This is a genomic window from Pseudoalteromonas sp. S1610, from assembly GCF_005887465.1.
Taxonomy (GTDB): Bacteria; Pseudomonadota; Gammaproteobacteria; order Enterobacterales; family Alteromonadaceae; genus Pseudoalteromonas; species Pseudoalteromonas undina.
In genome coordinates this window covers 118,079-143,218 of the sequence record NZ_PNDI01000002.1, presented here as the reverse complement: position 1 = coordinate 143,218, position 25,140 = coordinate 118,079, and the positions used below count along the sequence as shown (strand labels likewise).

Here is a 25,140-nt window from a genome sequence, read left to right as displayed (position 1 = left end):
ACACTAGTTCTTACAAGCTTTTAATACAAACTTTTCAGTATTTACTGAATAAACAAACAATTTCTGTTGTTAATTTAAACAAACCAGCGTTTTTTGAATAATTGATGTGGAATATATAGAATAGAAACAAAAATGCCAACCTTATTGGTTGGCATTTTTTATCCTTCACATATTTTAAACCTTAGGTTCGTCTAAAATCGACATCACGGTATATTGGGTTTTCACACCTCCTGGCGTTTCAAACTCAATGTATAAAAACCCAGAATCAACATCATTTGGCTCAGCCTCTTTAGTAATATTAACTGAAACAGAGATTGGCGTTTTTTGTGCTGTATTAACCACGGTGTAATCTGTTAACCCTCTTAATACACCATTGTCGGCAGTGACGCTCACTGTAGTGCCCGCAGGCAGTGGATTGTTATGAATATCGCTGAAGAAAATAGTCACTGAAATCGCACTGTAGGGCGTTGAGTCGCTGATATCAATAAGATTTATGTCGCACATACCTTCCATATCAGAAGCTTCTAAGCGAATACCGTCACTTAAACTACAGTCATTTAAAGCCGTTACAGCTCTAATGTAAGGTGTACTACCTGACATAACTAACTCTGAACGAGCGCGTACATTAACTGTTTCACGAGTACACGCATTTGCAGCAAGGGCCTCATCACTACATAACAAGCCATTGTATATACCATCACCACTATCATACAGGCCATTATTTAATGGGCCTGAGCGTTCCACATACCACTCATCTTCACCACCATTAGAATCAACAGGGTCTGTTGGGGCTGGTAAATTCCCATCAAACACTCCATTTTCGTTAAAATCTATAAAGGCTTCAGGTAAATCTTGTAAAGTTGAGTCAAACTCGTTTTGATTAAACTCACCGTTGGCAGATACATCATTAAATGACTCTTCACCCACAGAATAAGCAAGTAAACTAACACGCCCACCAAGTGGATAATCAATTGGCGCGTTATTAGGTGCATCAGTTAGCGCAATTGGATCGCCATTGCTATCTAGATAATTAATTAAGTTACCATTTGCGTCTAGTTGTGACTCTCTAATACCTAAAGTACAAGGTGCTGATTGTCCAAAATAACGGTCGCATTTATCTGCAACAGAATTATTATAAATGCTGTAATGATATGGGACTGGATTTTGGCTACGCCACTGCGCTTTACACACACCGTCTGTGGTGCGACAAAGTAATAAAGGTGTAAATTGTTCATCATCAATAGTGCCAACTGCACCACCTTCACTGGCAATATAAATTGCCGTGTTATCTGGTACAAAATTATTAAAATGATCGGCTGCAAATACGGTTAAGTCTGTAGTTACTCCTGCTTCGTTTAATGACTCGGTATTAAAGGTTTGCACTGCAAGCGTAAAACTATCTTGATCTGGCACACCTGTCGTAATAGTAATATCATTAGAGACAATAGAGATCACACTATTTTGTGAAGTATCTCCACTATCAATTTGATGTGAAGCAATAACAGATAAAATACCAGCAGCTTTTCCTGAACGGATATTTACAGTGACTAATCCTTCATTATCAGTAAATTGAAATGCGCTGTCTAATAGAGCCCCTCCAGGGTTTTGTGAAAGTGCAAAATCAATTTGCTTTTGACCCACTGGATTTCCATTTACATCTAAAAGCTTAAAGGTGAGTTCTGAATTCTCGGTCAAGGTTTGACCACCTGCTCCTTTAATAGCTAACACTTGATTAGTCGCCCCCATAAACGCAATTGAGCCAGTTTGAGCTGCAGCTACATTTATGTTTATAGTTTTTGTTGCAACATTGCCGCCAGTAACAACAGTCGCGGTAATCGTATCTATACCATTACAGCCATCAGCTTTATAAGTTGCACTTGCCGTACCACCAATACTCGTTACCACATTATCGATAGTGGCCCTAGGAGTGGATTCTTCTGCGCAAGCAGAAGTGAATTGCACTTCCAGCGGAGTAGTAAATACATTATTACTACCATCTACGATCTCAGCTGTAATGATCGTGGTAGAACCTGCAGATAGCACATCTCCGGTAGCAATACCTGCGCTTAAATTTACATTGACTTGAACAGCGTTAATTTCAAATAAAGCACTCGCAATTCCGCCCTGTGCGGTTAATTCAACTTGACCAACACCTGAGCTACTGCCAGGCAATAAATTCAAAATAGCCACACCAAACGCATCAGTTTTAGCTGTTAAGCTTTCTGGTAGTAAAATTCCTAGTGTTGTTGTCGCTTGAACCAGTACATTACTGGCTGGCGTATTACTACCAGGTTTTGTGATTTTTGCATAAACAATCGCTTGTTGCCCAAGTAAGTTGCTATTTTGTGAACAATCAGATGGATCAAGTTCTGTAGAATCTCTATCAATATTTAACCAACTATCAGGACAGTTTTGTAAGATTTTAATGTCAATATTTGCAGCAGAGTCATTAGATTGCGGCTCATCACCTGCGGTATAAAAACCGAGCTTACTTGTGGAGCCTTCGTAGCTGGCAACAATAGTTCCTGCTCCTTCAACACTGCCTGCACTGAGCTCAATAGTTGCAACACCACTTGTATTTGTTAATGCGCTTGCTGTAGCAGGTATGAAAGAGCCAAGTGTTGTAGTAAAACTAACTTCTTGACGAACAACAGGCTGTCCATCACTGTCAGTTACAGTCGCAACGACCTCAAGCGGATTGTTAGCGGTAACGATTCGATCTTCAAAATTAAGTTCAACTTGGGTATCTAGTACGGCATTGTCGCCTCCAGTATCCCCACCAACGGTTCCTGTCTCTTTCTCAAGTGAGCCACCACCGCCACAAGCAATGAGTAATGAGCTGAGCAATATAATGCTAAGCAAACGGGTTAAAGGCATATGTTTCTCCAATGCGCTATTACTAAGTTAAACTTATTTACTTAATGTTAACTTATAACTTAGTCTAAAATCTCAGATTTTTACTTCTTTTTGCGATAAAAATTTTTAAAAAGTTGACGTTTTTCCTGTAAAAAAAATTACATGCTGTTAGTCTATGCCAAATTTATAAAAAATAGATTGGAAATATGTCTAAAATCCGTTCAATGAGTTTAACTACTCGCATCATGATTGGTATGGTGCTTGGTGTTGCAGTAGGCTTTATATTTCAGGCTATATTAGCTGGTGAAGACGATTACCTAATCCCTCTTGGGTTATTCTCTTTGCCAATTAAAGCCTTTTTTGTTGATGGCCTTTTTCATGTAGGTGGGCAAATATTTATAGCTAGTTTAAAAATGCTAGTTGTTCCCCTCGTATTTGTATCGCTTGTGTGTGGTACTTGTAGTTTAAGCGATCCTAAAAAATTAGGCCGTTTAGGTGGAAAGTCGATTGGCCTATATTTGGTTACCACAGCGATAGCTATTACAGTGGCAATTACACTGGCGTTACTATTTAATCCAGGTGAAGGGATTGGGCTTCCTTCTCAAGCAAGCTACGACGCAAAAGAAGCGCCAACTTTAGCTCGCGTTATTATTGATATGTTCCCTACCAATCCTTTTGAAGCAATGGCAAAAGGTAATATGCTACAAGTTATTGTATTTGCTTTATTATTTGGTATTGCAATGGCGCTTAGCGGTAAAGCAGGTAAACGTGTAGCAACGGTATTTGAAGACTTAAACACGGTTATCTTAAAACTAGTTACTTTGTTAATGAATATTGCCCCTTACGGCGTATTCTTCTTAATGGCTAAGTTATTTACTACTATCGAGCTTAACTTAATTGTAAGCTTAGCTAAGTACTTTGGCGTCGTTGTTTTAGCCCTGTTATTGCATGCATTCGTAAACTACACCCTACTGCTAAAAATACTTACAGGCCTAAACCCGCTCACTTTCTTAGCTAAAATGAAACACACCTGTTTATTTGCTTTTAGTACCTCAAGTTCAAGCGCAACTATGCCTATCACACTTGAGACTGCAACTAAGAAGCTAGGCGCTAATAACTCAGTGGCCTCATTTACTATTCCATTAGGCGCAACCATTAATATGGATGGCACTGCAATTATGCAGGGTGTGGCTACGGTATTTATTGCTCAAGTATTTAGTGTTGATTTAACTATTTCTGATTACTTAATGGTAATACTAACAGCAACGCTTGCCTCGGTTGGCACGGCGGGTGTTCCTGGTGTTGGCTTAATTATGCTGGCTATGGTACTAAACCAAGTAGGCCTACCGGTTGAAGGCATCGCAATTATAATAGGTGTTGATAGACTACTTGATATGACCCGTACCGCAGTAAATGTAACAGGTGACTGTATGGTAACCTGTGTAGTTGCTAAAAGTGAGGGTGAGCTAGATGAAAGTATCTTCAATGACCCTAATGCAGCTAAAGACTTAGAAGACTATCACAAGTCAATTGACTAACCGCTTCTCTTGTTAGTTATAAAAAAAGCCTTGCTACTTTAAGTAACAAGGCTTTTTTATTGAGTTTTGTTATTAGGGATTTAACGCCTTAAATTTTGACATTAAACTTACACCTGCTTTATTCACTCCATGGCTAAGCCCTATTGCAAGCTTATCACTTAAACCTTTTTTAATTTTGTATTGAACCTTGTATATTTGATGCTGATGTTGCTGCTCTAACAATGCATCATCACTGGTTTTAATAGTATCAACCAACCCTTTTTCAATTGCTTGGGTTGCAAACCAATGTTCACCCGTTGCCACTAAGTCCATGTTCAAACTGGGACGCTGTGTGCTTACAAACGTTTTAAACAATGCATGAGTTTGCTCTATCTCTTCACGAAACTTTTCACGGGCTTTATCGGTATTTTCACCAAATAACGTTAGCGTACGTTTAAATTCGCCCGCCGTAATTTGTTCAAAATCAACATCGTTCTTCTTTAATATTTTATTAAAGTTTGGAATTTGTGCAATAACACCAATAGAGCCAACAATTGCGAACGGCGCTGCAATAATATGATCAGCCACACAAGCCATCATGTAGCCACCACTGGCAGCGACTTTGTCTATTGATACGGTTAACTCAATACCAGCTGACTTAAAACGTTGTAGTTGTGATGCAGCTAAACCATAGCCATGCACAACGCCGCCACCACTTTCAAGACGAACTAACACTTTGTCCTTTTTAGGGTCCGCGATTGAAATAATCGCAGTCACTTCTTCGCGTAAACTCTCTACTTCATGTGCATCCATGCTTCCGTTAAAGTCAATAACATAGAGTCGTGATTTAGGCTCTTCTTTTTCAGCTTTTTTTTGCTCTATTTTTTGTTGCTTTTGATAGGCTTTTAGCGCTTTTTTACCTAGCGTATTATTTAAAAAGCTTTCTTTTATATTAGTAAGCTGCTCTGATAAGTCATCTATTTCTACCTCACCTTTTTTTGCTTTTGGCTTAACAGCCGAGCTTACAATTAAGGTCAAAATGACAGCGATAGCAATAACAAAGGTAATGGTTTTAGCAAAAAACAAACCGTACTCGTATAAAAATTCCAACTGTGTTCTCCGTTTATAAATTTCAGTCAATTTAGCATGCTTTAAAATAAAAAAAAGCCACTATACAGTGGCTTTTAGTACTTAATTGAATGGTTGATTATTAATTCGTCACAACCTCAGTGTTTTGCACCATTAAAAGGCGCCCTCTTGAAGCTAGGTAAGTAGCAACCTGCAATTGCATTTCAGCATTCGCAGCTGCACTACCCGCAACTGTAGACGACTCACCTTCATCTTGTGCTGGCGTTAATATTGACCCATGATGGCCGGTATTAAATTTAACTAAATAGCTAGAGCCCATTTCTGTTGGCGCTTGAGTGGTACTCACCGTGTCTAACCCCATAAAGTTAGCCAAAGGGACAGTACCTGCAATTGGGTTATTGGCAGTCATCGGCGGAATAACTTGATCTGGCTTGTTATTATCTGTGCCATCACCTACCACTACGTTCATGTATACAGGTGTTTCTAGTGCTTTAACCGTTGCTGCATAGTTGGTTGGGTCGCCACTATCTAATGCTGTTTGAGCTGCAAATACAAACTGCGTCATCACGCCCTTGATATTAGCAAGTTTATCAGTTTCTCCCGCCATCGTTAGTGCTTTTGCAAACTCAGTAAAGCCACATGAGATACTTGCTTGCGTTTGCGCTGACTCACCACAGTTAGAAACAGCGGGGCCATCTCTGAATGCCTTAAACTCTATCGATTCAGCAGTTCCAGCTTTAGAAAGTACAGAGCCTTGAATAAATGGACCAAACGCTGCTGATTCTAACAAGAAGCTAGCAATACCGCCGCCGCCACTTGCTAATGCTACAGCGTTAACCTTAAACAATGGATCTACTTGGTCGACCAATGGGCTATTCGCTTGTGCGATAAATGCAGGTGCTACAATTGAGCCCAGTGAATGGCCAATGTAAGATACATCAGTGGAATTTAGTGAACTATCACCACTGAAGTTTAAGCCTAAACGTAAACCAAGTAAGTCAGCACTTGACTGACGCAAGCTATCTCTAGCTACCAATAACGAATTCAAGTTCATGTAACTAAGTACAGAGCCTTTTCCCGAAGTTGCGTTAAAGTCATCGTTACCGTCTAAATCAACGTCTACACCACGCTCGCCATGACGAGGGTGATCAATTGCAACTGTGGCAAACCCTTGCAGTGAAAGCTGCGCTGTTAGTGTTAACATGCTTTCTTTTTGTGTGGTTATACCGTGTTGCATAATCACTACTGGCCAACCACCTGCTGGCATATTAATAGCAGGTAAATTTAGCTGTGTTGTTCTTATATTATTAACAACGGGTAATATAGGTTTAGTAATTTGCACTGGCACATTAGCCATACTTTGCACTTTAGGAAGTGAGTTATATTTAGTTAAGTGTTTAGTGCTATCAAGACCTAAATCACGAAGCTGTCCATCACTTAAAGCAGCACACATTGCATCGTTAGTGCTAATAGGATCGGTTGGGAACGCTTCACCAGCTTGCGCTTTATAGCCTAAAATAGCGACAGCACTATCACACATACCTTGCCAGTAAGTATCGTTTAAATCACTGATCTCTTTACCTTCAGGCGTGCCTAAATACATAGGTAATTGAATGCTGCCTTTTTGATATTGCGCAGCTTGGAACACGTCAGGTACAGTCACCCCCTGCAATGCAAAAGCTTGTTGTACGTTAGCCATAGGCTGAGTTGGAATTTGCAACGCAGGCGTTGGAATTGTTGGCTCTGTTAAGCTTGCTGCTAAAACCTTTTTAATCGTGCCAAGCACTGGGCCTGCTGATTGCATTGTCATGGCAGCAGAAAAAATAATATCGTCTTTTGTAATATCACCAGAGCTTACTACTACGTTTTCATAACTATTCACAGCTCCTTGCAGCGCAAGTTGTGATGGCGTTACTAAAGGCGCTTCTTGTTTAACAGTGGCATATGTTGAAGATGGTTCAATGGAGCGACCTTCCGAATCTTTCAGTCCAGTTGTTAATACATTAATGTATGAACTACCGGCTTTAAAAGGCTTAAGTGGGACAATAGCTACTGCATCACCAGAAGCCTGGGTTACAAAATCCACGCCAAAGGTCAATTCGCCTACTAATTTACATGCTGCACCGGCTGGGGCTTGCGAACATTCGGCATCAGTTAAGCTTGCACCCATGATCACTTCAAAAATACGTACAGAGCCTGGTGAAGCTGCAGACGTTTGATCAAGGCTAATGCCCGGTGGAAAGGTTAGATCAATTTTGAATGGTACTTGAGTAGACCAGCCATCAAGTGCGCCTATTGCTAGTTGCGGATCTGCATATTCAGCTCGAGAGATAGAAACATTCTCGTCATTTAATTCCCCAGGAATATTGAGTGTGCCATCAAGCGTACCACTCATCAATAAATCATTAGGAACCGAAATTACACCATTTGCAGGGTCAAACTTTACCGTAGCTTTTGGAATAACTGTAACCGAATCGTTTTTAACATCTTCTAACGTTTCTCCGCCGCCACAGCCTGCTAATGCAGCTGCAACTGAGAGCGAGAGTAGCATTTTTTTCATAGTGTTCTCCGCACAAATCTTATTTTTATAGTGTGTTTATAGTCAGTGTAATTAAGTTAAAATAATGTAGCCAGTATATTAATGAGACATTAGACCAGTTAAACTTAACGTAAACTTTCTAGTTTCGCCACCTAAATTTGTAATAAATTCGATTACTTGTCGATTTGCTATGTTAAAATCAAAAAAAATTTAAACATTGGTACTTTTATGCATACCTATCAAGCAACTGAAAACGCACTTAAAGACAAAGTAATTTTGATCACAGGCGCAGGTGATGGTATCGGCCGTGTCGCAGCTATTACCTATGCTAAACATGGTGCAACCGTTATTTTATTAGGGAAAACAACTAATAAACTAGAATGTGTGTATGACGAAATCGTCAATGCAGGCTATCCACAGCCAGCGATTGTGCCTATGGACTTAAAAGGTGCAACTAAACAGAACTATCGAGATTTAGCCGCAACAATCGAAAGTCAATTTGGCCGCCTTGATGGACTATTAAATAACGCGGGTATTTTAGGTACTTTAGGGCCGTTAGAGCATTTTTGTTCATCAACATTCGAAAATGTGATGAAAGTAAACGTCACCGCACAAGCGATGATCACTAAAGCGCTATTCCCTGTCATGCGTAAATCAAAAAGTGCCTCAGTGGTATTTACCTCATCGGGTGTCGGTCGTAAAGGAAGAGAGTTTTGGGGACCTTATGCAATTTCTAAATTTGCAGTAGAAGGTATGATGCAAACATGGGCGTGTGAAGTTGAAAAAACGCCAATCCGTGTTAACTGTATTAACCCAGGCGCAACCCGTACATCAATGCGTGCAAGTGCATTCCCAGGTGAGGATCGTGATTTACTTGCGACACCTGAAGATTTAATGCCAACTTATCTGTATTTAATGAGCGACGACTCAAAAGATATCAATGGCCAATCGTTAGACGCACAGGTTAAAAAATAATATTTAGTTTTAAACGTAAAAAAGCCGCTATGAAAAGCGGCTTTATTGTTTTATTAGTAACGTAATTACTTACGTTTAGTCGGTTTTACACGTTGATTATGCTTTTTAACCGCCTTACGAATTTGATTTATTTTCGCGCGTTTATCTTTACGTTTTTCAGGGATAACCGACAGCTTAGTTTGCGTTTCTTTACCAAGTTTAACTGTTTTACGTAAATAGTTAACTGTGTCTAAATCGTACTCAATCCAACCACCTTGTGGTACACGCTTATCAAGCTCTAATTTACCGTAACGTATACGAATTAGACGTGACACTTCCACATCTTGTGATTGCCATAAACGACGAACTTCACGATTACGACCTTCGTTAAGAGTTACGTTGTACCAGCGGTTAATGCCTTCACCGCCCATAGGCTTAATACCGGTAAATTTAGCCGGACCATCTTCAAGTTCTACACCGCGAAGTAAGTTTTTCATTGTTTCGTCAGTCACTTCACCAAATACACGAGCTGAATATTCGCGTTCAACTTCGTAGCTCGGGTGCATTAAGCGATTTGCTAATTCACCATCATTGGTAAAAAGCATCAACCCTGAAGTATTCACATCTAATCGCCCTACCGCTATCCAACGATCGCCATCTATACGTGGCAAACGGTCGAATACAGTACGACGACCTTCTGGATCTTTACGAGTACTTAGTTCGCCCTCTGGTTTGTTGTACATAATTACGCGGCAAATTCTGTCAGCTTTTTCTTCAATTTTAACAGTGTGGCCGTCAACACGAATTAAATCGGTTTCTTCAACCCTGTCGCCTAACTTAGCTACTTTACCGTTTACACTCACACGATTAGCGTCAATGTATTTTTCCATTTCGCGGCGTGAACCTACACCTGCGCGGGCTAGGACTTTTTGTAACTTTTCACCTTGTATACTCATTTGGATGGTTCTCTCACAGAAGGATCACTTAATAACTGGGTAATTTTACTTTGCTGTTGCTCTGGCAATGCAGGTAAATCATGAAGTCCGGTTATTGAAAAATAATCTAAAAATTGTTTAGTCGTTGCATAAAGTGCCGGTTTCCCAGGTACTTCTTTATGCCCAACTACTTTAACCCACTCTCTTTCAAGCAGAGTTTTAATAATATTTGAGCCTGTTGCTACGCCCCGTACTTGCTCAATTTCACCACGGGTAATAGGTTGTTTATATGCAATTAGCGACAAGGTTTCGAGTAAAGCTCGCGAATACTTAGGAGCGCGTTCTTGCCATAAATTACTCAACCATGGGCTTAAACTGCTACACGCTTGAAAACGATACCCACTGCCTACCTCAACTAAGCGTATACCTCGGGTTTGATAATGAACTTGAATTGCCTCTACAGCATCGTTAATGCGCGCCATAGAAATTGCTAAATCGTTTAAAACCGTGTCCTTAAGATGACGTTTTGATACGGGCTTATCTGCCACAAAAATCGCCGCTTCAATGATTTCAATTAATTGTTCATCACTAATTCGCCGACCTACCATAATCACTCTTAAGTTAATAAAAACACACAGCCATCTATTATGACAGAACAATCACAAACTAGGAAAATATATTAACAAAATAACGTTTCATAGGCATAAAAAAGCCAGTGAAAAACACTGGCTTGATATCAAGTACATTCAGTAACGTAATTTAACTGTTGTTAAATTGCTCAAGTGCATCATCCTCTGCAACAGAATCACCATGCTTTTGAATATAGCTGTTGAACTCTTTTTTGCTTATTTGTTTATCTTTATTACGATCCATGTAACCAAAATGATTTGATATATCATCGTCATCAGCTTCAGTAACTGAAATAAAACCATTGCTATCATTATCTAAGCTTTTAAAATCATTTTCTATTTTATCAAACTTAGCAATATCAGCTTTAAATGCAGACTCACTCACTTCACTATCTGTAGCAACTTTTCCAGCATTTAGCTGCATATAAGCATCATATTCATTACGGCTTATTTGATTATCCATATTTGTATCTATGTTTGAAAAGTGCTGCCAAATACTATCATCGTCGGCTTCTGTTTTAGAAATAAAGCCATCGCTGTCGTTATCTAAGCTTGCAAAATCACTGTCGATTTTTTCTAAACCTTGATTTGAAGAACAAGCTGCTAAACTCAATGCGGCTAAAACAGTAGAAGCTATCGTTAATTTTTTCATCAGACGTATCCTTGTATTAATAAATTTCAATTCTAGTGATACAAATACGATGCCAAAAAAAATAAACCATTAAAATCAGACAATTAAACAAAAAAAACTTCTATTGCGATATTCAATAATGCAATTTTTCCAAACTACATAGGTAATTTTTACAAAAAAAAGCTCGGTAAAAACCGAGCTTTTTATATATTAAATACAGTAATTTAGATTGCAGCGTTTTGGTAACGCTTCACAAAATCAGTTACGTTTTGGCCATTACACTTTAATGTGTTTAAGTTACCAATTTGCTTACGCACTGGTTGTAAGCCTTGCTTTAATGCAGTTATACATAACTGTGTTTCTTGATGTGAATCTTTTGCAAATACTTCAACTTTTGATGCTGCAGGCTGTGCTGCAGTTTGTTGTTTTGCAATATCGCGAATGTCTTGACCGTTACATAGGATACTTTTTGAATAACGAGATAAGTATATACCATGCTTTGCTGCCATTTTACGTGCAGCTGAAAAACCTTCATTGGCGCTTACTACGCATAAGTTTGACTCTAATTTATTGTCTTTGCTGTAATACGCATTGCTTTGTGCAGAAGCGGTAACAGAAACAAAAAGAGAGGCAGCTAAAAGTAATTGAGTTTTCATCATGTAGTCCTATTTGAACGAGTTAAACAAACGATTTTTGCGCATTATATAGACAACTTTTAACATATCAATTGAATATTTTATTTATTTTATTATTTAATAATGCATTTACAATGTTTAAACATTAAACAGTAATTGATCAACAATTGTGCAGTTATTTTCTCATTTCAGTCATGTTATGTCGCTCTAAATGCTGATACAATTTGACGAATAGAAAAAATAAATTTGAAGGTTAACTTTATGAAAGTGATTTCTTTTAATATCAATGGTCTGCGTGCTCGACTACACCAGTTACAAGCTATTATTGATAAACACCAGCCAGATATTATTGGTCTTCAAGAGATCAAGGTACATGATGAAGCGTTTCCGCTAGACGATGTACAAAAGATGGGTTACCACGTTTATTTTCATGGGCAAAAAGCGCATTACGGCGTGGCAATGTTATGCAAAAAAGAGCCTAAATCGGTATTAAAAGGCTTCACTACTGACACCGATGACTCGCAAAAGCGTATGATTAGCGTCACTGTAGAACAAGAGAATGGCCGCGACTTACATGTAATGAATGGCTATTTCCCACAAGGCGATAACATTAATCACGAAACTAAGTTCCCCTACAAACGTCAATTTTATAAAGATCTAATGACCCATCTGAATGGCCATTTCACCCCTGATCAAGATGTAATTGTTATGGGTGACATTAATATCTCACCAACCGATTTAGATATTGGCATTGGCGAGGTAAATGCAAAACGGTGGTTAAAAACGGGTAAATGTTCATTTCAACCTGTTGAGCGTGAATGGCTTGCTACCTTATTAAATTGGGGTTTTAAAGACACCTTTAGAGAACAAAACCCAGAAATTAACGACCAATATTCTTGGTTTGACTATCGTTCAAAAGGATTTGTTGATAACCGCGGCCTACGAATTGATGTGGTACTAGCAACGCATGATTTAGCAGCTCGCTGTATCGACACAGGCATAGATTATGAATTGCGCGCTATCGATAAACCATCAGATCATGCGCCTATTTGGTCAGAGTTTAGTTAATAATTATGTTAAGCGTGCAGTTGCAAGGGTTACTGTGGATTGTTGTCATCGTTATCGGCTTTTTAAGCGTTAACAAATCAACATACAGTAATTTATTTAATACCCCAGCAAGACAATCAGGTGTGTTTGCCTGTGCACTGGTACTCGCTTTGTTATGGCGTATAAAGGCCGGTATTTTACCCGGTCTCGATCTGCATATTTTAGGCATTACCGCAGTTACCCTAACATTAGGTTGGCGTCTTGCTATATTAAGTTGTGTACTCGCAACAGCGCTTTTAACTGCTTTTGGACAAATAACACCTGAATTAGTCGCGTTAAAACTCATCATTAGTGCGTTTATACCGGTGTTATTCAGCTATTTAGTTTTTATTGTGTGTTATCACTATTTAGCACGGCATTTTTTTATCTATATATTTGTTTGTAGCTTTTTAACAGCGGGTGTCGTTGCCTTTATTAACATTATACTCGGTGGCGCTTTTTATTACACAATAGGTGAATATAGTTGGCATCAGCTGAGCGAGAATTATATTTACCTAAGTCCTATTTTGGCCTTTCCTGAAGCTATGCTAAACGGTATGGCAATCACTGTACTGATCACCTATCGCCCACATTGGGTAAAAACTTTTTTTGATAAGGACTATTTAGGCTCATGAGTCTTCATTACCATTGCCCTATTTGTAAACAGCCACTAGCACTTAATGATAAAACATTACGATGCGATAACAATCACAGCTTCGATTTTGCTAAAGAAGGCTACGTAAACTTACTCCCTGTGCAAAACAAAAACTCTAAACAGCCTGGCGATTCGTTGGAAATGGTGCAAGCTAGGCGCTCATTTTTAGAACAAGGTTATTATGGCTTTTTACAAACTGCTTTAGCCAATATGGTAAAGCCACTTAATGCTGAAATAGTAATTGATTTGGGGTGTGGTGAAGGGTTTTATACTCATGCTATTGCTAACAACAGCCAGGCTAGCGTATACGGTGTGGATATATCAAAGTCGGCAGTAAAATATGCGGCAAAACGTTACAAACAATGCCATTTTAGTGTTGCCTCAATTAGCCAAGCGCCTTTTGATGATCACCTTGCTGACGTTTTGGTTAGTGTATTTGCGCCTTTATTTGACAGTGAACTTGCACGTCTGGTCAAAGATAATGGTTGCTTAATTGTGGCAAGCCCAGGCCCAACTCATTTGAAAGAACTAAAAGATTATATTTATAGCAACGTAAACGAACACACTGGAATAGCAGCACCTGCGGGCTTTGAAAATACATCGCAACAATTAATCACAGAGCAGGTATCGCTTACATTTAACGATGTTAAGAACTTAATTATGATGACGCCATTTGCGTGGAAGTTTAGACCAGAACATTGGCAAGCACTTGAGCAAAAACAACAGCATAGCGTCACATTGTCATTTTACATTACGCAATTTACTAAAACTGCTCTTTAGTAAACGTTTTATCCATTTTATCGAACATATCTTTTAGTAATTCGGCAAGCTCCAAATAGCGGGGCTTGTTTTTTCCCATTTGCGCGACGTAACCGTTAGCAACCATTTTTGCAAATAACTCGTTATACCATTGCTGCATAGCAGGCTCTAATTCAGTTTGCGCACGTTTACCCAACCATAAAAGCCCTTGTAATGGCAACGAGATAAAAAACAGACTACTGGCAATCGCTTGGGGCAGAAAATCCGAGCCTAAATAATTAATCTGAAAAAACAGGGTCAGCATGGCTAATATTGGCATAACTGTAATCGCAAGCTCTGTGGCTCTGATCACTTTAAATTCTGCAAATAATGGCGCAACCTCTTTTCGCATTGGCCATGTTTTAGCATAAGAACGCCCTAATTGAACTTGCGACATCACACTTTTTTGCATTAATAAATCCTCATAGTCACGGTTTGTAACACTTAAACAAACGTAATACTTATAAAAGTGTAACACAATTATCGCTGCTTTCACTTTATCGGTAAAAATGCTCAATTTCATTAGTAAAACTCACAAAAAGCATAAATTATCGAAAGAATTTCACAAAGCCCTTTTAATAAAGTCTACTACACTTTAGTCTACACTTATTTAAGCCACAAAGGCTTATACATCAACCAAGTGTACTGATTAATACTTAAATGGAAAATGAATCTATGCCAACACTCCCAAATAATCCAAACCACGTTTTGGTACTCAATTGTGGAAGCTCAAGTCTAAAGTTTGCGATTATTGATGCAAACACAGGAAACGACATCATATCAGGTTTAGCTGAGCGCCTAGGTGATGATGCTCCCTCAATTAAATATAAGTTTAAGGGAGAAAAAACCACTATTAAGCTTGCTGCTAACCAGGCACATGCCCATGCAATTGATACGCTGGTTGATTTGATAAAAGATCACAACCTCGACGAGCAATTAGTGGCAGTGGGTCATCGTGTTGTACATGGCGGTGAGCACTTTACCCAATCAGTTTTAATTGACGAAAACGTCATTGCAGGTATTACCCAAGCAGCCACACTGGCCCCATTACATGGTCACGCTAATTTACTAGGTATTTCATCAGCACAAGCATCATTTAAAGATTTACCACAAATAGCTGTGTTTGATACCGCATTTCATCAAACTATGGATGAGGTTGCTTATTTGTATGCCCTTCCTTATAAGCTTTATAACGACTTTGGGGTTAGACGCTATGGATTTCATGGCACTAGCCATTTTTATGTAGCAGGTCAAACCGCTAAAATGTTGTCTTTACCTGTTGAAGAAAGTAACTTTATTAGCGCCCACTTAGGCAATGGCTGCTCTGTGTGTGCGATTAAAAACGGTAAAAGTGTCGACACTAGCATGGGCTTAACCCCGCTTGAAGGACTTGTGATGGGTACCCGTTGTGGCGACATTGACCCAGGGCTATTTAACTTTTTAACGACCCAACTTGATTACACCGCACAGCAAATTGATGACCTGCTAAATCAAAAAAGTGGCTTATTAGGAATAAGCGAGCTATCAAACGATTGCCGTACTATTGAAGAGGCTGCCATTGCTGGCAACTCGCAAGCCATGCTGGCACTTGATATGTTTTGCTACCGCTTAGCAAAACAAATAGCTGCCTACATGGTACCGCTGCAAAAATTAGATGCGCTTATTTTTACCGGTGGGATTGGCGAGAATTCCGATATTATTCGCGAAAAAGTACTTACACAGTTAGCCTTTTTAGGTATCAATTTAGACCCTCAAGCAAACCTTGATGCACGGTTTGGCCAAGCTGGATTAATTAGCGCTGCAAATTCAACAAGCAAAGCGGTGGTTATGCCTACCAACGAAGAATGGGTTATTGCACTCGACGCCGCAAACATCACCAAGGAGTTATAATATGGCTCGTCGTATTATGTTGGTTCCTATCTCTACAGGGGTAGGTTTAACCTCAGTATCAGTTGGTTTAGTAAGAGCGCTGGAACAAAAGACGGTTAAGGTTAATTTTTTCAAACCTATCGCCCAGCCGCGTGCAGGTGAAACTGGCCCTGAAAAATCGACCCAAATTGTCACTCAAGGCTCACCAATTAAGCCGCCAACACCGTTTGCACTCGATTACGCAGAGCAAATGATTGGTGATGGTAAAGGTGACGACTTATTAGAGGAAATTGTTGAGCGTTTTCAAAGTAAGATCAACGATGACGAAGTGGCTATAATAGAAGGAATGGTGCCTACTCGACGCCAACCTTATGCGGGACGCATAAACCGTGAAATTGCACAAACCTTAGGGGCCGATATCGTATTTGTGCTTACCCCTGGGAATTACAGTATTACCCAGATTGAAGATCGCCTTGAAATTGCTGCTGGAAATTACGGTGGCATAGATCACCCTCGTGTGCTGGGTTGTATTTTCAATAAAGTAAATGCCCCTCTAGATGAAGAAGGTCGCGCTCGCGCTGATTTAGTCGATACTTACAAGCCAGAAGCACTGGATAACGAGCTTAACCGTCTGGCCTCTTTACCTATTTTTAGAAAAAATCCTTTTATGTTACTTGGTGCCATTCCGTGGGATTTTGAGCTGGTAGCGCCGCGCGTTAAAGATTTAAGTGCCTATTTAAAAGCCACTATTATTAACGAAGGCGACATGGTGCATCGTCGACTAAGACGCATTACTTTTTGCGCCCGCACGGTATCAAATATTCTAAATTATTTTACCCCAGGTGCGTTATTGGTCACCCCAGGCGATCGTTCAGATATATTGGTTGCAGCCTGCTTGTCTGCCATGAATGGTACTAAACTAGGCGCTATTTTGCTCACCGGTGGCTTTGAGCCTGAGCCGCGCATCATGGCGCTGTGCGAACAAGCCATGCAAACAGGGCTGCCTATTTTAGCAACCGAAGGCGACACTTGGCGCACCTCATTATTGCTGCATAACTTTAACCTAGAAGTGCCAAGCGATGATGAACAGCGCATTGAAAAGGTAAAAGATCATAACGCAGAGTATATAGATTCTGATTGGTTAGACAGCTTAGCTAAAAGTGTGGGGAAAACCCGAAAACTATCCCCTCCTGCCTTTAGGTATTTATTAACTGAAAAAGCTCGTAAAGCCGAAAAAACAATTGTATTGCCTGAAGGTAACGAACCTAGAACCATTAAAGCAGCCGCTATTTGTGGCCAGCGTGGCATTGCTAAAACAATTTTATTAGGTGATCGTGATGAAATACTACGTATAGCCGAGCAGCAAGGCATTGAGCTTAACGAGCATGTAACCGTAATTGAGCCAAGCAGTATCATAAATGATTACGTAGCACCTATGGTGGAAATCCGTAAAAATAAAGGCCTTACTGACGTAATAGCCAAAGAGCAACTACAAGATCACGTAGTACTTGGCACCATGATGCTAGAGCAAGGTAAAGTCGATGGTCTGGTATCGGGTGCGGTAAACACCACTGCCAATACCATTCGCCCACCGCTACAGTTAATCAAAACCGCGCCAGGTTCATCATTAGTGTCTTCTGTATTCTTTATGCTATTGCCTGATCAGGTTTTGGTTTATGGTGATTGTGCTATTAATCCCGATCCTAATGCTGAACAACTAGCCGACATTGCAATTCAATCTGCCGATTCAGCAGCAGCATTTGGTATTGAACCTCGTGTAGCCATGATAAGTTACAGCACCGGTGATTCAGGCAGTGGGGCTGATGTAGAAAAAGTGCGAGCGGCAACTAAGCTTGCCCAGCAAAAGCGCCCTGATTTAATTATAGATGGCCCATTACAGTATGATGCAGCGATTATGGAAAGTGTAGCGATTAAAAAGGCACCTAACAGCCCTGTTGCAGGTAAAGCAACAGTGTTTATATTCCCTGATTTAAATACTGGCAACACCACCTATAAAGCGGTACAACGAAGCGCTGATTTGATCAGTATCGGTCCGATGCTGCAAGGGATGCGTAAACCAGTTAACGACTTAAGCCGTGGCGCATTAGTTGACGACATAGTATATACCATTGCTTTAACTGCCATTCAAGCAGCGCAAGCTGAGGCACTTAATTAACCCCTTTAACTAACATGTCCTTTTTATAGCCTAGCCATTTTTTAATTACTTATTAATAGGTTAGGCTATTTATACCTTACAACCCCCAAGCTTATCCACAGAAATTGTGGACAATTATTTTTTAATTAATAAAAACTTTAACAACGGCTCAGTTTGGGCCTTTAACTTAGATTCAATACTCTATACTATAAAGCTATTATCTTGCTGCTAGGGATGGGTTTTATGTCAAAACAAACACTACAATTACACAGCACTGTTTTATCAATTCATAGTTTAGCGCTTGATGCCGACATCCCTCCTGCCCTGTTAAAGCAACCATTATTTTTTATTTCAAAAACGCACGATGAACTCTCGGTCGTTTGCCCTGATGACTTTATAATTGATAGCCAAGATACAGAATCGAATTGGCAAGCATTAGAAGTAATTGGCCCCTTAGGGTTTTCGTTAACCGGTATTATGGCAAATATTTCAGGAGTATTAGCAAGAGCTGGCGTGTCAATTTTTTCAATTTCAACCTATGACACCGACTATATCTTAGTAAAAAAGCAAACAGTCAACAAAGCGATGGCTGCTCTTAGAGCCGATGGCTACAATGTGGTAACTTAATTAATAATGAAATCTGAAGACGTTAGCTATTTAACTAAAAATAAAATTGGCCGAAGCGCGATACAAATAACTAGCCCATTCAGTGGCAAAGTTATGCAGATGGACGCGCATCCTGAAGCTTTTTTCCGCTTTGGAACTTTGGGGCCAGGGATTATTGTCAGCTTAACCAGCCATAAAGTGTTAGCGCCATTTAATGGCACTTTATTGCAAGTTAAAAGCGGCGGGTGCGAATTTATTCTAAAAGCTAAAAATGGCTTAAAAGTATTAATAAACTTAGCCGTGCCTGATTCTCAAACTCTCACGCATACTCATATTGCTCAGCTTAATGGCAGCAAAATAACCAAAGGACAGCGCCTCGCTTACTTTGATTTGCGTGAACTCGATGCGCCTATTTTAGCTAGCCTTATCATACTCAATGGCCACGACTTAGGCACTTTTCATTATTCTCACCCGCAGGTCAATGCTGGTGTAGATACCTTATTAACTATTATCAAAAAGAAGTAGATTTATGATCACTCTCTATGGCATTAGCAACTGCGACACTATTAAAAAAGCAAAAAAATACTTAAGCGATAATGACATCGCATTCACTTTTCATGACTATCGTAAAGACGGCGTTAATCACAGTATGGTCAGCGATTTTGCAGAGCATATTGACTGGGAGCAACTTGTTAATAAACGTGGCACAACATACAGAGCCTTGCCTGATGAGCAAAAGCAAAGTTTAACTAAGCAAACTGCTATCGATTTATTGGTTGAACAACCTGCAATGATTAAACGCCCTGTACTTGTTAATAACGGGCAGTACCACTTAGGCTTTAAAGCAGCCCAATACGATGAGATCTTTAAATAATGTCTCACCCAGTAATTACTCTAGCTCAAGCTTTAATTCAGCGTGAATCCGTTACCCCTGAAGATGCAGGCTGCCAACATATGATGAATGAACGCCTAAGCGCTATTGGCTTTGATATTGAATCGCTATTTTTTACCGATACCCTAAACACATGGGCACGTAAAGGGACCCAATCGCCCCACTTTTGTTTTGCCGGTCATACTGATGTGGTGCCCACTGGGCCTGAAAAAAACTGGCAGCACCCGCCTTTTGCTGGGCTAATTGAAGACGGTTTATTACATGGTCGTGGCGCTGCCGATATGAAAGGCTCACTGGCAGCTATGGTTGTAGCCACAGAGCGTTTTGTAACCAAGCATCCTGATCATAAAGGCTCTATCTCGTTTTTAATTACCTCAGATGAAGAAGGTCCTTTTATCAACGGCACTACCCGCGTAATAGATACTTTAGAAGAGCGCGGTGAAAAAATAGATATGTGCCTTGTTGGTGAGCCTTCATCGCGCGATGTACTCGGTGATGTGGTTAAAAATGGCCGCCGTGGTTCACTAACGGGGTTTTTAACTATAAAAGGCGTGCAAGGTCATGTTGCGTATCCACATTTAGCACAAAACCCAATTCACTTAGCCACGCCAGCTTTAACCGAGTTAAGCCAAACTGTGTGGGATATGGGTAATGACTTTTTTCCAGCCACCAGCTTTCAAATCTCTAATATTAATGGCGGCACAGGTGCCGGTAATGTGATACCCGGTGAGCTTGAAGTACAATTTAACTTTAGGTTTAGCACCGAAGTTACTCATCAGCAGCTGCAACAAAAAGTGAACGCGATTTTACAAAAACACAATTTGAATTACGAACTAAATTGGATTGTAAATGGCCTACCGTTTTTAACCGATCACGGTCCGTTAGTTGATGCTACCGTCGCTGCGATTAAATCAGTAACTGGCTTAACCACTAATTTAGAAACAACAGGTGGGACATCAGATGGCCGCTTTATTGCTCAAACCGGCGCTAAAGTAATCGAGCTGGGGCCACGTAACGCCACAATTCATAAAGTTGATGAGTGTGTTAGCACAGATGACCTGATCGCGCTGGCAGATATTTACGAGCAAATATTAGAACAACTGTTAACTTAATGACTGCAAATAAAGAACTCATACAATGCATCACCGGACAAAGTGATGCACACCTAGTCGCCATACAAAACCATTATTTGCATGCCAATATTGTCAACGACTTTGTTGCACTGCAATCAGCGGCTGCATCCGCTGGCTTTGATTTATGTATTGCATCAAGCTTTCGGGATTTTAATCGTCAATCGGCTATTTGGAATGCTAAATTTTCAAATAAGCGCGTGGTGTTAAATAAAGCGCAACAAGCCGTTGAACTAAATTCACTGAGTGATATTGAAAAATGTACCGCCATAATGCTGTACTCTGCACTGCCAGGGGCAAGTCGCCATCATTTAGGCACTGACTTAGATATTTTTGATAAAGGCGCAGTGAGTAACGATTATGTGTTGCAACTAACCCCCGATGAATATCAGCATGGCGGACCTTTTGCCGAACTGAGTCAATGGCTAGACACCCACCTAGCAGAATTTGGATTTTATCGGCCTTATCAGCACGATTTAGGCGGTGTTGCCCCAGAACTTTGGCATATTAGCCACATTGCGCAATCAGAGCAGCTTATGAGGCACCTGTCAGTTGAGGTATTACACAACTGCATTAAAGAGAGTGATTTATTAGGTAAAGACGCTATTTTAACCCACTTACCTGCTTTATATGAACGCTTTGTGCTTAATGTGAGCCCACCTGCTAAGCGGTGTTAGTTTTTTTATTTAACGTAAAAACCAATACAGCCAGTAAAATGATACTGCTGGGGAGCATAAATTGCACAGTTAAGGTTTCTGATAAAAACACCGCTCCTGCAATAGCTGCCAAAACGGGCACGCATAACTGCACTATAGCTGCATGCGTGCTTTTTAATAAAGGCATAGCCACATACCAAATACTATAACCTACGCCTGATGCGATGGCACCTGAGGCTATTGCAAGTAACACCCCTTCCATACGTACATATTTAAGCTGGCTCATACCCACCACAATTAAAATAGGTAGCACTAATAAGCTGCGAATAAAGTTATAAGTAGTGGCCCTAAGTGGTGACACACACGCTTTGCCTCTAATACTGTATATTCCCCATGCCACGCCACTTATGCTCATTAATACTGCCGCCATTACCGGTGGCGCTGTTTGCGAAGGCAGCATTAAATAAACAAAAGCCACAAACGCCACAATAAATGCAAGCCATTGCACAGCGGTTAAGCGCTCTTGCTTATAGATGCCCCAGCCGATCATGGTAAATTGCACCGCGGAGAATAAAATAAGCGCGCCCATACCGGTATCTAGCTCTATATAACCTATAGAAAAACACAGCGCATATATCAGCAAGCTCACACTGCTTCGCCAGCTTCCGATATCGTTAATAACGGAGCTACTTAATTGTGCTTTTTTATTTAATTGGTTTGTATAGATCAGCATAATAATAGCCAAACACACTGCCCCGCTGAGAAGCCGTATAACAGTGAAATTCCACGCATCAATATAACCTTGAGCTAATGCTAAGCGACACAATAACGAATTGGCAGCAAAGGCAACTAACGCGATAATAGTAAACAGAGTGGCTTTCAAATAAATTCCTAACGTGTTGATAAATATATACCGTATTTATATACAGATTAAATTAGCGTCCATTGTAGTAAACGTTAATATGGTTATTTTTTAATAATAAAGCTTTAATGTTTATACACTACGCTTTTTTACAATCTTTCACACCTACATTTATAAGCCATGTGTTAACCTTATTAAATAGATAAAAGGAGTGCGTGTGCGTCACATTTTAATTTTCAGTTTTTGCTTTATTGTAAGTGGTTGCAGCACTATTGGCTTTAACGACTTGTTTAATGATTATGCCACAAACACCACCCCTGTTAGGCAAGCTATTAGCAATAATAATATTGAAAATGTACGCACCCTTATAAAAACCAACAGTAAAGCCCACAGTAATTATTTACTGAACCAATTAGAGCAAGGGCGTATTGCTGATTTAGCTAATAATCCAGATAGTGCGCAAACATATTTTGAAACTGTCTACCAACAGATGCAATCTAAGCGCCAAGCTGCAAAAATACAAGTAAGTGCAGGGCTTGAACAAAGTAATGCGCTGTTAACTAACGACTCAGCAATAGGTTATATCCCACCAGCCTACGAAATGAGTATGTTGCATAGCTACAAAGCACTTAATTATGTTTATAAACATGATATTGAGAGCGCGTTAGTTGAAATACGCCGAGCCAATAAAGTACAAGTTGATGCACTACTCGATAATCAAAGCGAGTTTGATAATGCCGTTGCTCAAGCACAGCAACACTATCCAGGCATGGATAATTTAACTCGCTCGGTAAAAAATGGCTTTCAAAATGCGTACACGTTTTACTTATCAGGGTTGTTATATGAAACGGCAAAGCAAGGCGATGATGCCTACATAGACTATAAAAAAGCACTCGAAATACAACCTAATAATCAGTATTTACAGCAAGATATATTGCGCCTTGCTAAGCAGCAAGGCTTTGCGGATGACTACAAACAATTTAAGCGACAGTTTGGTGAAGTAAACACCATAGATAAAAATCAAGGCGAAGTGGTTATATTATTTGAACAAGGCCTAATACCAAAACAGCACGAGTTTAAATTGCGATTGCCTATTTATACTTCGCAGGGGGATGCCCGCTTTTATAGCTTAGCAATGCCCGTTTATATAAATAACGCTTACAGCAGCGCCGTGAATAATATAAAAGTTAATAACCAAGTATTAGCATTAAGTCCGTTAGTGCATTTAGAGGCACTGGCCGCTAAAACGTTAGAGCAGCAAGTAGCTGGGCGTGTTTCAAGGCAAATATTACGTCTTGTCGCTAAAGAAAAAATGCGTGCAGAGCTTGCGCGCAGTGCCGGTGATGTGGGGAACATTTTGGCAAATTTGTATAATCTTGCATCTGAGCAAGCAGATACACGTAGTTGGCTTACCCTGCCTAATCAGATCAGCCTTGCCCGCAGCGCAGTAAAAGCAGGCGAAAATACTCTAAACGTTGGCTCGCAACCGCCAATAAATTTTACCGTTAGTAAGCAAGGGTTAACGTTAATCTACCTAACCTCTGTTAATAACTATTTTAATTCCCATGTAGTGCAACTTTAGGAGCCATCATGAAATACATACTTCCCGTTATTGCGCTGTTTATGCTCAGCGCGTGTAGCAGCCGACCTGTAACCTCAGGTATTGGGGTTGAGCAAACTACCAACGCTTACAAAGAGCAGCTCAATGTTAATAATCCACAATTAGCTAAAAAGCTTTTAATAAGTGATGTAAAAACGCGTCAAACAAATAACCTTACCGACGTAGTGGTTACTTTAGCGAGTACCTATAAAAAGTCGCAATACTTACAGTATCAATTTAACTGGTTTGATAAAGATGGCTTTGTTATTAAAGGCAATCACTCACCGTGGCAAGCCCTAACATTATTTGGCTTTGCTAAAACTCAGCTTGCAGGACTAGCACCTAGCTCTAATGCCGTTACCTTCTCATTAGCTGTAAGAGAAGTTTCAACCGACGCACAAGAATTTAAAGATTAAAGGAAATCATGATGATCAATAAACAATTTAAATCACTGTCTAGTTATGCAATTTTAGGCTTAGCGGCACTGACACTTGCAGGCTGTGCCAACAAAGCTGTTGTCAGCTATGGTGATGCCCAAGCCGTAGAAACCACAGATATAAACTTTGGCTCTACAGACTTACAAAAAGTTGCCTCGCAAATGACCGACTCTCTGCTTAGTTCGCCTGTGGTTGGTACTATGACCGCCAATACACGCCCTGTGGTATTTGTAGAGCGTATTAAAAATAAAACCAGTGAACACATAGATACAGAATCAATCACCGACTCAATCTCTACTCAATTACTGCGTAGCGGCAAATTTAGATTTGTTGATATGACCCGTGTAGAGGCGGTTCGTGAGCAAATTACATTTCAAAACGAAGACGCCTTAGTCAACCCAAGTACTGCTGTGGCTTTTGGTAAGCAAATTGGTGCGCAATATATGCTGTACGGTAACCTATCAAGCATTGTTAAATCTAATGCAGATAAAGCCGATGTGTACTACAAATTTACAATGCGTTTAATGGATATGCAAAGCGGTCTTGTTGAATGGGCTGACGAAACTGAAATTCGTAAGACGCGTGAAAAATCAACGTTTGGTTGGTAAT

The 25,140-nt window shown here is 40.0% G+C and carries 24 protein-coding genes; 15 read left to right on the top strand and 9 right to left on the bottom strand.

Translation table 11 applies throughout. From position 1 onward, the window contains the following. Positions 1-174 precede the first annotated feature (174 nt). On the bottom strand, positions 175-2,877 hold the full coding sequence (locus tag CWB77_RS01760; protein ID WP_138621043.1) for an Ig-like domain-containing protein: 2,703 nt from the start codon (positions 2,875-2,877) through the stop codon (positions 175-177). A 185-nt stretch (positions 2,878-3,062) separates the two neighbouring features. Between CWB77_RS01760 and CWB77_RS01755 the strand changes: the two genes are divergently transcribed. Further along, positions 3,063-4,394, top strand: coding sequence for a dicarboxylate/amino acid:cation symporter (locus tag CWB77_RS01755; protein WP_013464802.1), 1,332 nt, complete (start codon positions 3,063-3,065; stop codon positions 4,392-4,394). A 72-nt stretch (positions 4,395-4,466) separates the two neighbouring features. Here the strand turns inward: CWB77_RS01755 and sohB are convergent, their stop codons facing one another. Both sohB and CWB77_RS01745 read right to left on the bottom strand, forming a co-directional pair. Continuing rightward, entirely contained in the window at positions 4,467-5,483 is a 1,017-nt protein-coding gene (sohB, locus tag CWB77_RS01750; protein WP_138621041.1) for a protease SohB, read from the bottom strand. Positions 5,484-5,583: 100 nt separating this feature from the next. Continuing rightward, positions 5,584-8,022: a VolA/Pla-1 family phospholipase gene (locus CWB77_RS01745; RefSeq protein ID WP_138621039.1), complete on the bottom strand. Its 2,439-nt coding sequence runs from the start codon at positions 8,020-8,022 to the stop codon at positions 5,584-5,586. Between the two features lie 207 nt (positions 8,023-8,229). Between CWB77_RS01745 and CWB77_RS01740 the strand changes: the two genes are divergently transcribed. Continuing rightward, positions 8,230-8,976, top strand: a complete 747-nt coding sequence (locus CWB77_RS01740; protein WP_138593935.1) for a YciK family oxidoreductase — start codon at positions 8,230-8,232, stop codon at positions 8,974-8,976. A gap of 65 nt (positions 8,977-9,041) precedes the next feature. Here the strand turns inward: CWB77_RS01740 and rluB are convergent, their stop codons facing one another. The 4 genes from rluB to CWB77_RS01720 form a co-directional block, all read right to left on the bottom strand. After that, a complete protein-coding gene (rluB, locus tag CWB77_RS01735; protein ID WP_008110001.1) occupies positions 9,042-9,911 on the bottom strand; it encodes a 23S rRNA pseudouridine(2605) synthase RluB in 870 nt (289 codons plus the stop codon). Continuing rightward, positions 9,908-10,498, bottom strand: a complete 591-nt coding sequence (gene scpB, locus CWB77_RS01730; RefSeq protein ID WP_008110002.1) for an SMC-Scp complex subunit ScpB — start codon at positions 10,496-10,498, stop codon at positions 9,908-9,910. The genes rluB and scpB overlap by 4 nt, the downstream gene beginning before the upstream one ends. A 151-nt stretch (positions 10,499-10,649) precedes the next feature. Beyond that, positions 10,650-11,171, bottom strand: a complete 522-nt coding sequence (locus tag CWB77_RS01725) for an EF-hand domain-containing protein (protein WP_138621037.1) — start codon at positions 11,169-11,171, stop codon at positions 10,650-10,652. 203 nt (positions 11,172-11,374) lie between these two features. Further along, complete coding sequence (locus CWB77_RS01720; protein WP_010389773.1) at positions 11,375-11,806, bottom strand: hypothetical protein; 432 nt, start codon at positions 11,804-11,806, stop codon at positions 11,375-11,377. Between the two features lie 240 nt (positions 11,807-12,046). Between CWB77_RS01720 and xthA the strand changes: the two genes are divergently transcribed. Genes xthA through rlmA form a run of 3 tightly spaced genes read left to right on the top strand, consistent with a single transcriptional unit; the run spans position 12,047 to position 14,306 of the window. Next, positions 12,047-12,853, top strand: coding sequence for an exodeoxyribonuclease III (xthA, locus tag CWB77_RS01715; RefSeq protein ID WP_055011863.1), 807 nt, complete (start codon positions 12,047-12,049; stop codon positions 12,851-12,853). 5 nt (positions 12,854-12,858) lie between these two features. Then, positions 12,859-13,506, top strand: coding sequence for an energy-coupling factor ABC transporter permease (locus CWB77_RS01710; protein WP_138621035.1), 648 nt, complete (start codon positions 12,859-12,861; stop codon positions 13,504-13,506). Beyond that, positions 13,503-14,306 (top strand): 23S rRNA (guanine(745)-N(1))-methyltransferase, encoded by an 804-nt coding sequence (gene rlmA / locus CWB77_RS01705; RefSeq protein ID WP_109874744.1) that lies wholly within the window; start codon positions 13,503-13,505, stop codon positions 14,304-14,306. Before CWB77_RS01710 ends, rlmA begins: the two co-directional genes overlap by 4 nt. Here rlmA and yfbV read toward each other — a convergent pair. Further along, a complete protein-coding gene (yfbV, locus tag CWB77_RS01700) occupies positions 14,290-14,736 on the bottom strand; it encodes a terminus macrodomain insulation protein YfbV (protein WP_138621033.1) in 447 nt (148 codons plus the stop codon). The two genes, rlmA and yfbV, sit on opposite strands and share 17 nt — an antisense overlap. A gap of 263 nt (positions 14,737-14,999) precedes the next feature. Here yfbV and CWB77_RS01695 point away from each other — a divergent pair, with 263 nt between their 5' ends. From CWB77_RS01695 to CWB77_RS01665, 7 genes are all read left to right on the top strand, one after another. Next, positions 15,000-16,214, top strand: a complete 1,215-nt coding sequence (locus CWB77_RS01695) for an acetate kinase (RefSeq protein ID WP_138621031.1) — start codon at positions 15,000-15,002, stop codon at positions 16,212-16,214. A gap of 1 nt (position 16,215) precedes the next feature. After that, on the top strand, positions 16,216-18,369 hold the full coding sequence (pta, locus tag CWB77_RS01690) for a phosphate acetyltransferase (RefSeq protein ID WP_138621029.1): 2,154 nt from the start codon (positions 16,216-16,218) through the stop codon (positions 18,367-18,369). Positions 18,370-18,591: 222 nt separating this feature from the next. Beyond that, entirely contained in the window at positions 18,592-18,975 is a 384-nt protein-coding gene (locus tag CWB77_RS01685; protein ID WP_010389757.1) for an ACT domain-containing protein, read from the top strand. A 6-nt stretch (positions 18,976-18,981) separates the two neighbouring features. Continuing rightward, positions 18,982-19,479: a PTS glucose transporter subunit IIA gene (locus CWB77_RS01680; RefSeq protein ID WP_008110014.1), complete on the top strand. Its 498-nt coding sequence runs from the start codon at positions 18,982-18,984 to the stop codon at positions 19,477-19,479. Between the two features lie 4 nt (positions 19,480-19,483). Then, positions 19,484-19,828 carry an ArsC family reductase gene (locus tag CWB77_RS01675; RefSeq protein WP_138621027.1) on the top strand — a complete coding sequence of 115 codons (345 nt, stop codon included), beginning with the start codon at positions 19,484-19,486 and terminating at the stop codon, positions 19,826-19,828. Continuing rightward, entirely contained in the window at positions 19,828-20,958 is a 1,131-nt protein-coding gene (gene dapE, locus CWB77_RS01670; RefSeq protein WP_138621025.1) for a succinyl-diaminopimelate desuccinylase, read from the top strand. Before CWB77_RS01675 ends, dapE begins: the two co-directional genes overlap by 1 nt. Next, positions 20,958-21,653: a M15 family metallopeptidase gene (locus CWB77_RS01665; protein ID WP_138621024.1), complete on the top strand. Its 696-nt coding sequence runs from the start codon at positions 20,958-20,960 to the stop codon at positions 21,651-21,653. Before dapE ends, CWB77_RS01665 begins: the two co-directional genes overlap by 1 nt. On the opposite strand, the gene CWB77_RS01660 is transcribed toward CWB77_RS01665, so the two are convergent. After that, positions 21,640-22,515: a DMT family transporter gene (locus tag CWB77_RS01660; RefSeq protein ID WP_138621022.1), complete on the bottom strand. Its 876-nt coding sequence runs from the start codon at positions 22,513-22,515 to the stop codon at positions 21,640-21,642. The genes CWB77_RS01665 and CWB77_RS01660 overlap by 14 nt on opposite strands. Positions 22,516-22,711: 196 nt before the next feature. On the opposite strand from CWB77_RS01660, the gene CWB77_RS01655 reads away from it, so the two are divergent. Genes CWB77_RS01655 through lpoB form a run of 3 tightly spaced genes read left to right on the top strand, consistent with a single transcriptional unit; the run spans position 22,712 to position 25,139 of the window. After that, entirely contained in the window at positions 22,712-24,076 is a 1,365-nt protein-coding gene (locus CWB77_RS01655; protein WP_138621020.1) for a COG3014 family protein, read from the top strand. An 8-nt stretch (positions 24,077-24,084) separates the two neighbouring features. Continuing rightward, positions 24,085-24,510 carry a YcfL family putative periplasmic lipoprotein gene (locus CWB77_RS01650; protein ID WP_138621018.1) on the top strand — a complete coding sequence of 142 codons (426 nt, stop codon included), beginning with the start codon at positions 24,085-24,087 and terminating at the stop codon, positions 24,508-24,510. Positions 24,511-24,521: 11 nt separating this feature from the next. Further along, a complete protein-coding gene (lpoB, locus tag CWB77_RS01645) occupies positions 24,522-25,139 on the top strand; it encodes a penicillin-binding protein activator LpoB (RefSeq protein ID WP_010389748.1) in 618 nt (205 codons plus the stop codon). The last annotated feature ends 1 nt before the right edge of the window (position 25,140 follow it).

Coding starts and splice junctions, on each gene's coding strand:
- CWB77_RS01760 (WP_138621043.1), bottom strand. CDS start 2,877: ATGCCTTTAACCCGTTTGCTTAGCATTATATTGCTCAGCTCATTACTC.
- CWB77_RS01755 (WP_013464802.1), top strand. CDS start 3,063: ATGTCTAAAATCCGTTCAATGAGTTTAACTACTCGCATCATGATTGGT.
- CWB77_RS01745 (WP_138621039.1), bottom strand. CDS start 8,022: ATGAAAAAAATGCTACTCTCGCTCTCAGTTGCAGCTGCATTAGCAGGC.
- CWB77_RS01740 (WP_138593935.1), top strand. CDS start 8,230: ATGCATACCTATCAAGCAACTGAAAACGCACTTAAAGACAAAGTAATT.
- rluB (WP_008110001.1), bottom strand. CDS start 9,911: ATGAGTATACAAGGTGAAAAGTTACAAAAAGTCCTAGCCCGCGCAGGT.
- scpB (WP_008110002.1), bottom strand. CDS start 10,498: ATGGTAGGTCGGCGAATTAGTGATGAACAATTAATTGAAATCATTGAA.
- CWB77_RS01725 (WP_138621037.1), bottom strand. CDS start 11,171: ATGAAAAAATTAACGATAGCTTCTACTGTTTTAGCCGCATTGAGTTTA.
- CWB77_RS01720 (WP_010389773.1), bottom strand. CDS start 11,806: ATGAAAACTCAATTACTTTTAGCTGCCTCTCTTTTTGTTTCTGTTACC.
- xthA (WP_055011863.1), top strand. CDS start 12,047: ATGAAAGTGATTTCTTTTAATATCAATGGTCTGCGTGCTCGACTACAC.
- CWB77_RS01710 (WP_138621035.1), top strand. CDS start 12,859: ATGTTAAGCGTGCAGTTGCAAGGGTTACTGTGGATTGTTGTCATCGTT.
- rlmA (WP_109874744.1), top strand. CDS start 13,503: ATGAGTCTTCATTACCATTGCCCTATTTGTAAACAGCCACTAGCACTT.
- yfbV (WP_138621033.1), bottom strand. CDS start 14,736: ATGCAAAAAAGTGTGATGTCGCAAGTTCAATTAGGGCGTTCTTATGCT.
- CWB77_RS01695 (WP_138621031.1), top strand. CDS start 15,000: ATGCCAACACTCCCAAATAATCCAAACCACGTTTTGGTACTCAATTGT.
- pta (WP_138621029.1), top strand. CDS start 16,216: ATGGCTCGTCGTATTATGTTGGTTCCTATCTCTACAGGGGTAGGTTTA.
- CWB77_RS01685 (WP_010389757.1), top strand. CDS start 18,592: ATGTCAAAACAAACACTACAATTACACAGCACTGTTTTATCAATTCAT.
- CWB77_RS01680 (WP_008110014.1), top strand. CDS start 18,982: ATGAAATCTGAAGACGTTAGCTATTTAACTAAAAATAAAATTGGCCGA.
- CWB77_RS01675 (WP_138621027.1), top strand. CDS start 19,484: ATGATCACTCTCTATGGCATTAGCAACTGCGACACTATTAAAAAAGCA.
- dapE (WP_138621025.1), top strand. CDS start 19,828: ATGTCTCACCCAGTAATTACTCTAGCTCAAGCTTTAATTCAGCGTGAA.
- CWB77_RS01665 (WP_138621024.1), top strand. CDS start 20,958: ATGACTGCAAATAAAGAACTCATACAATGCATCACCGGACAAAGTGAT.
- CWB77_RS01650 (WP_138621018.1), top strand. CDS start 24,085: ATGAAATACATACTTCCCGTTATTGCGCTGTTTATGCTCAGCGCGTGT.
- lpoB (WP_010389748.1), top strand. CDS start 24,522: ATGATCAATAAACAATTTAAATCACTGTCTAGTTATGCAATTTTAGGC.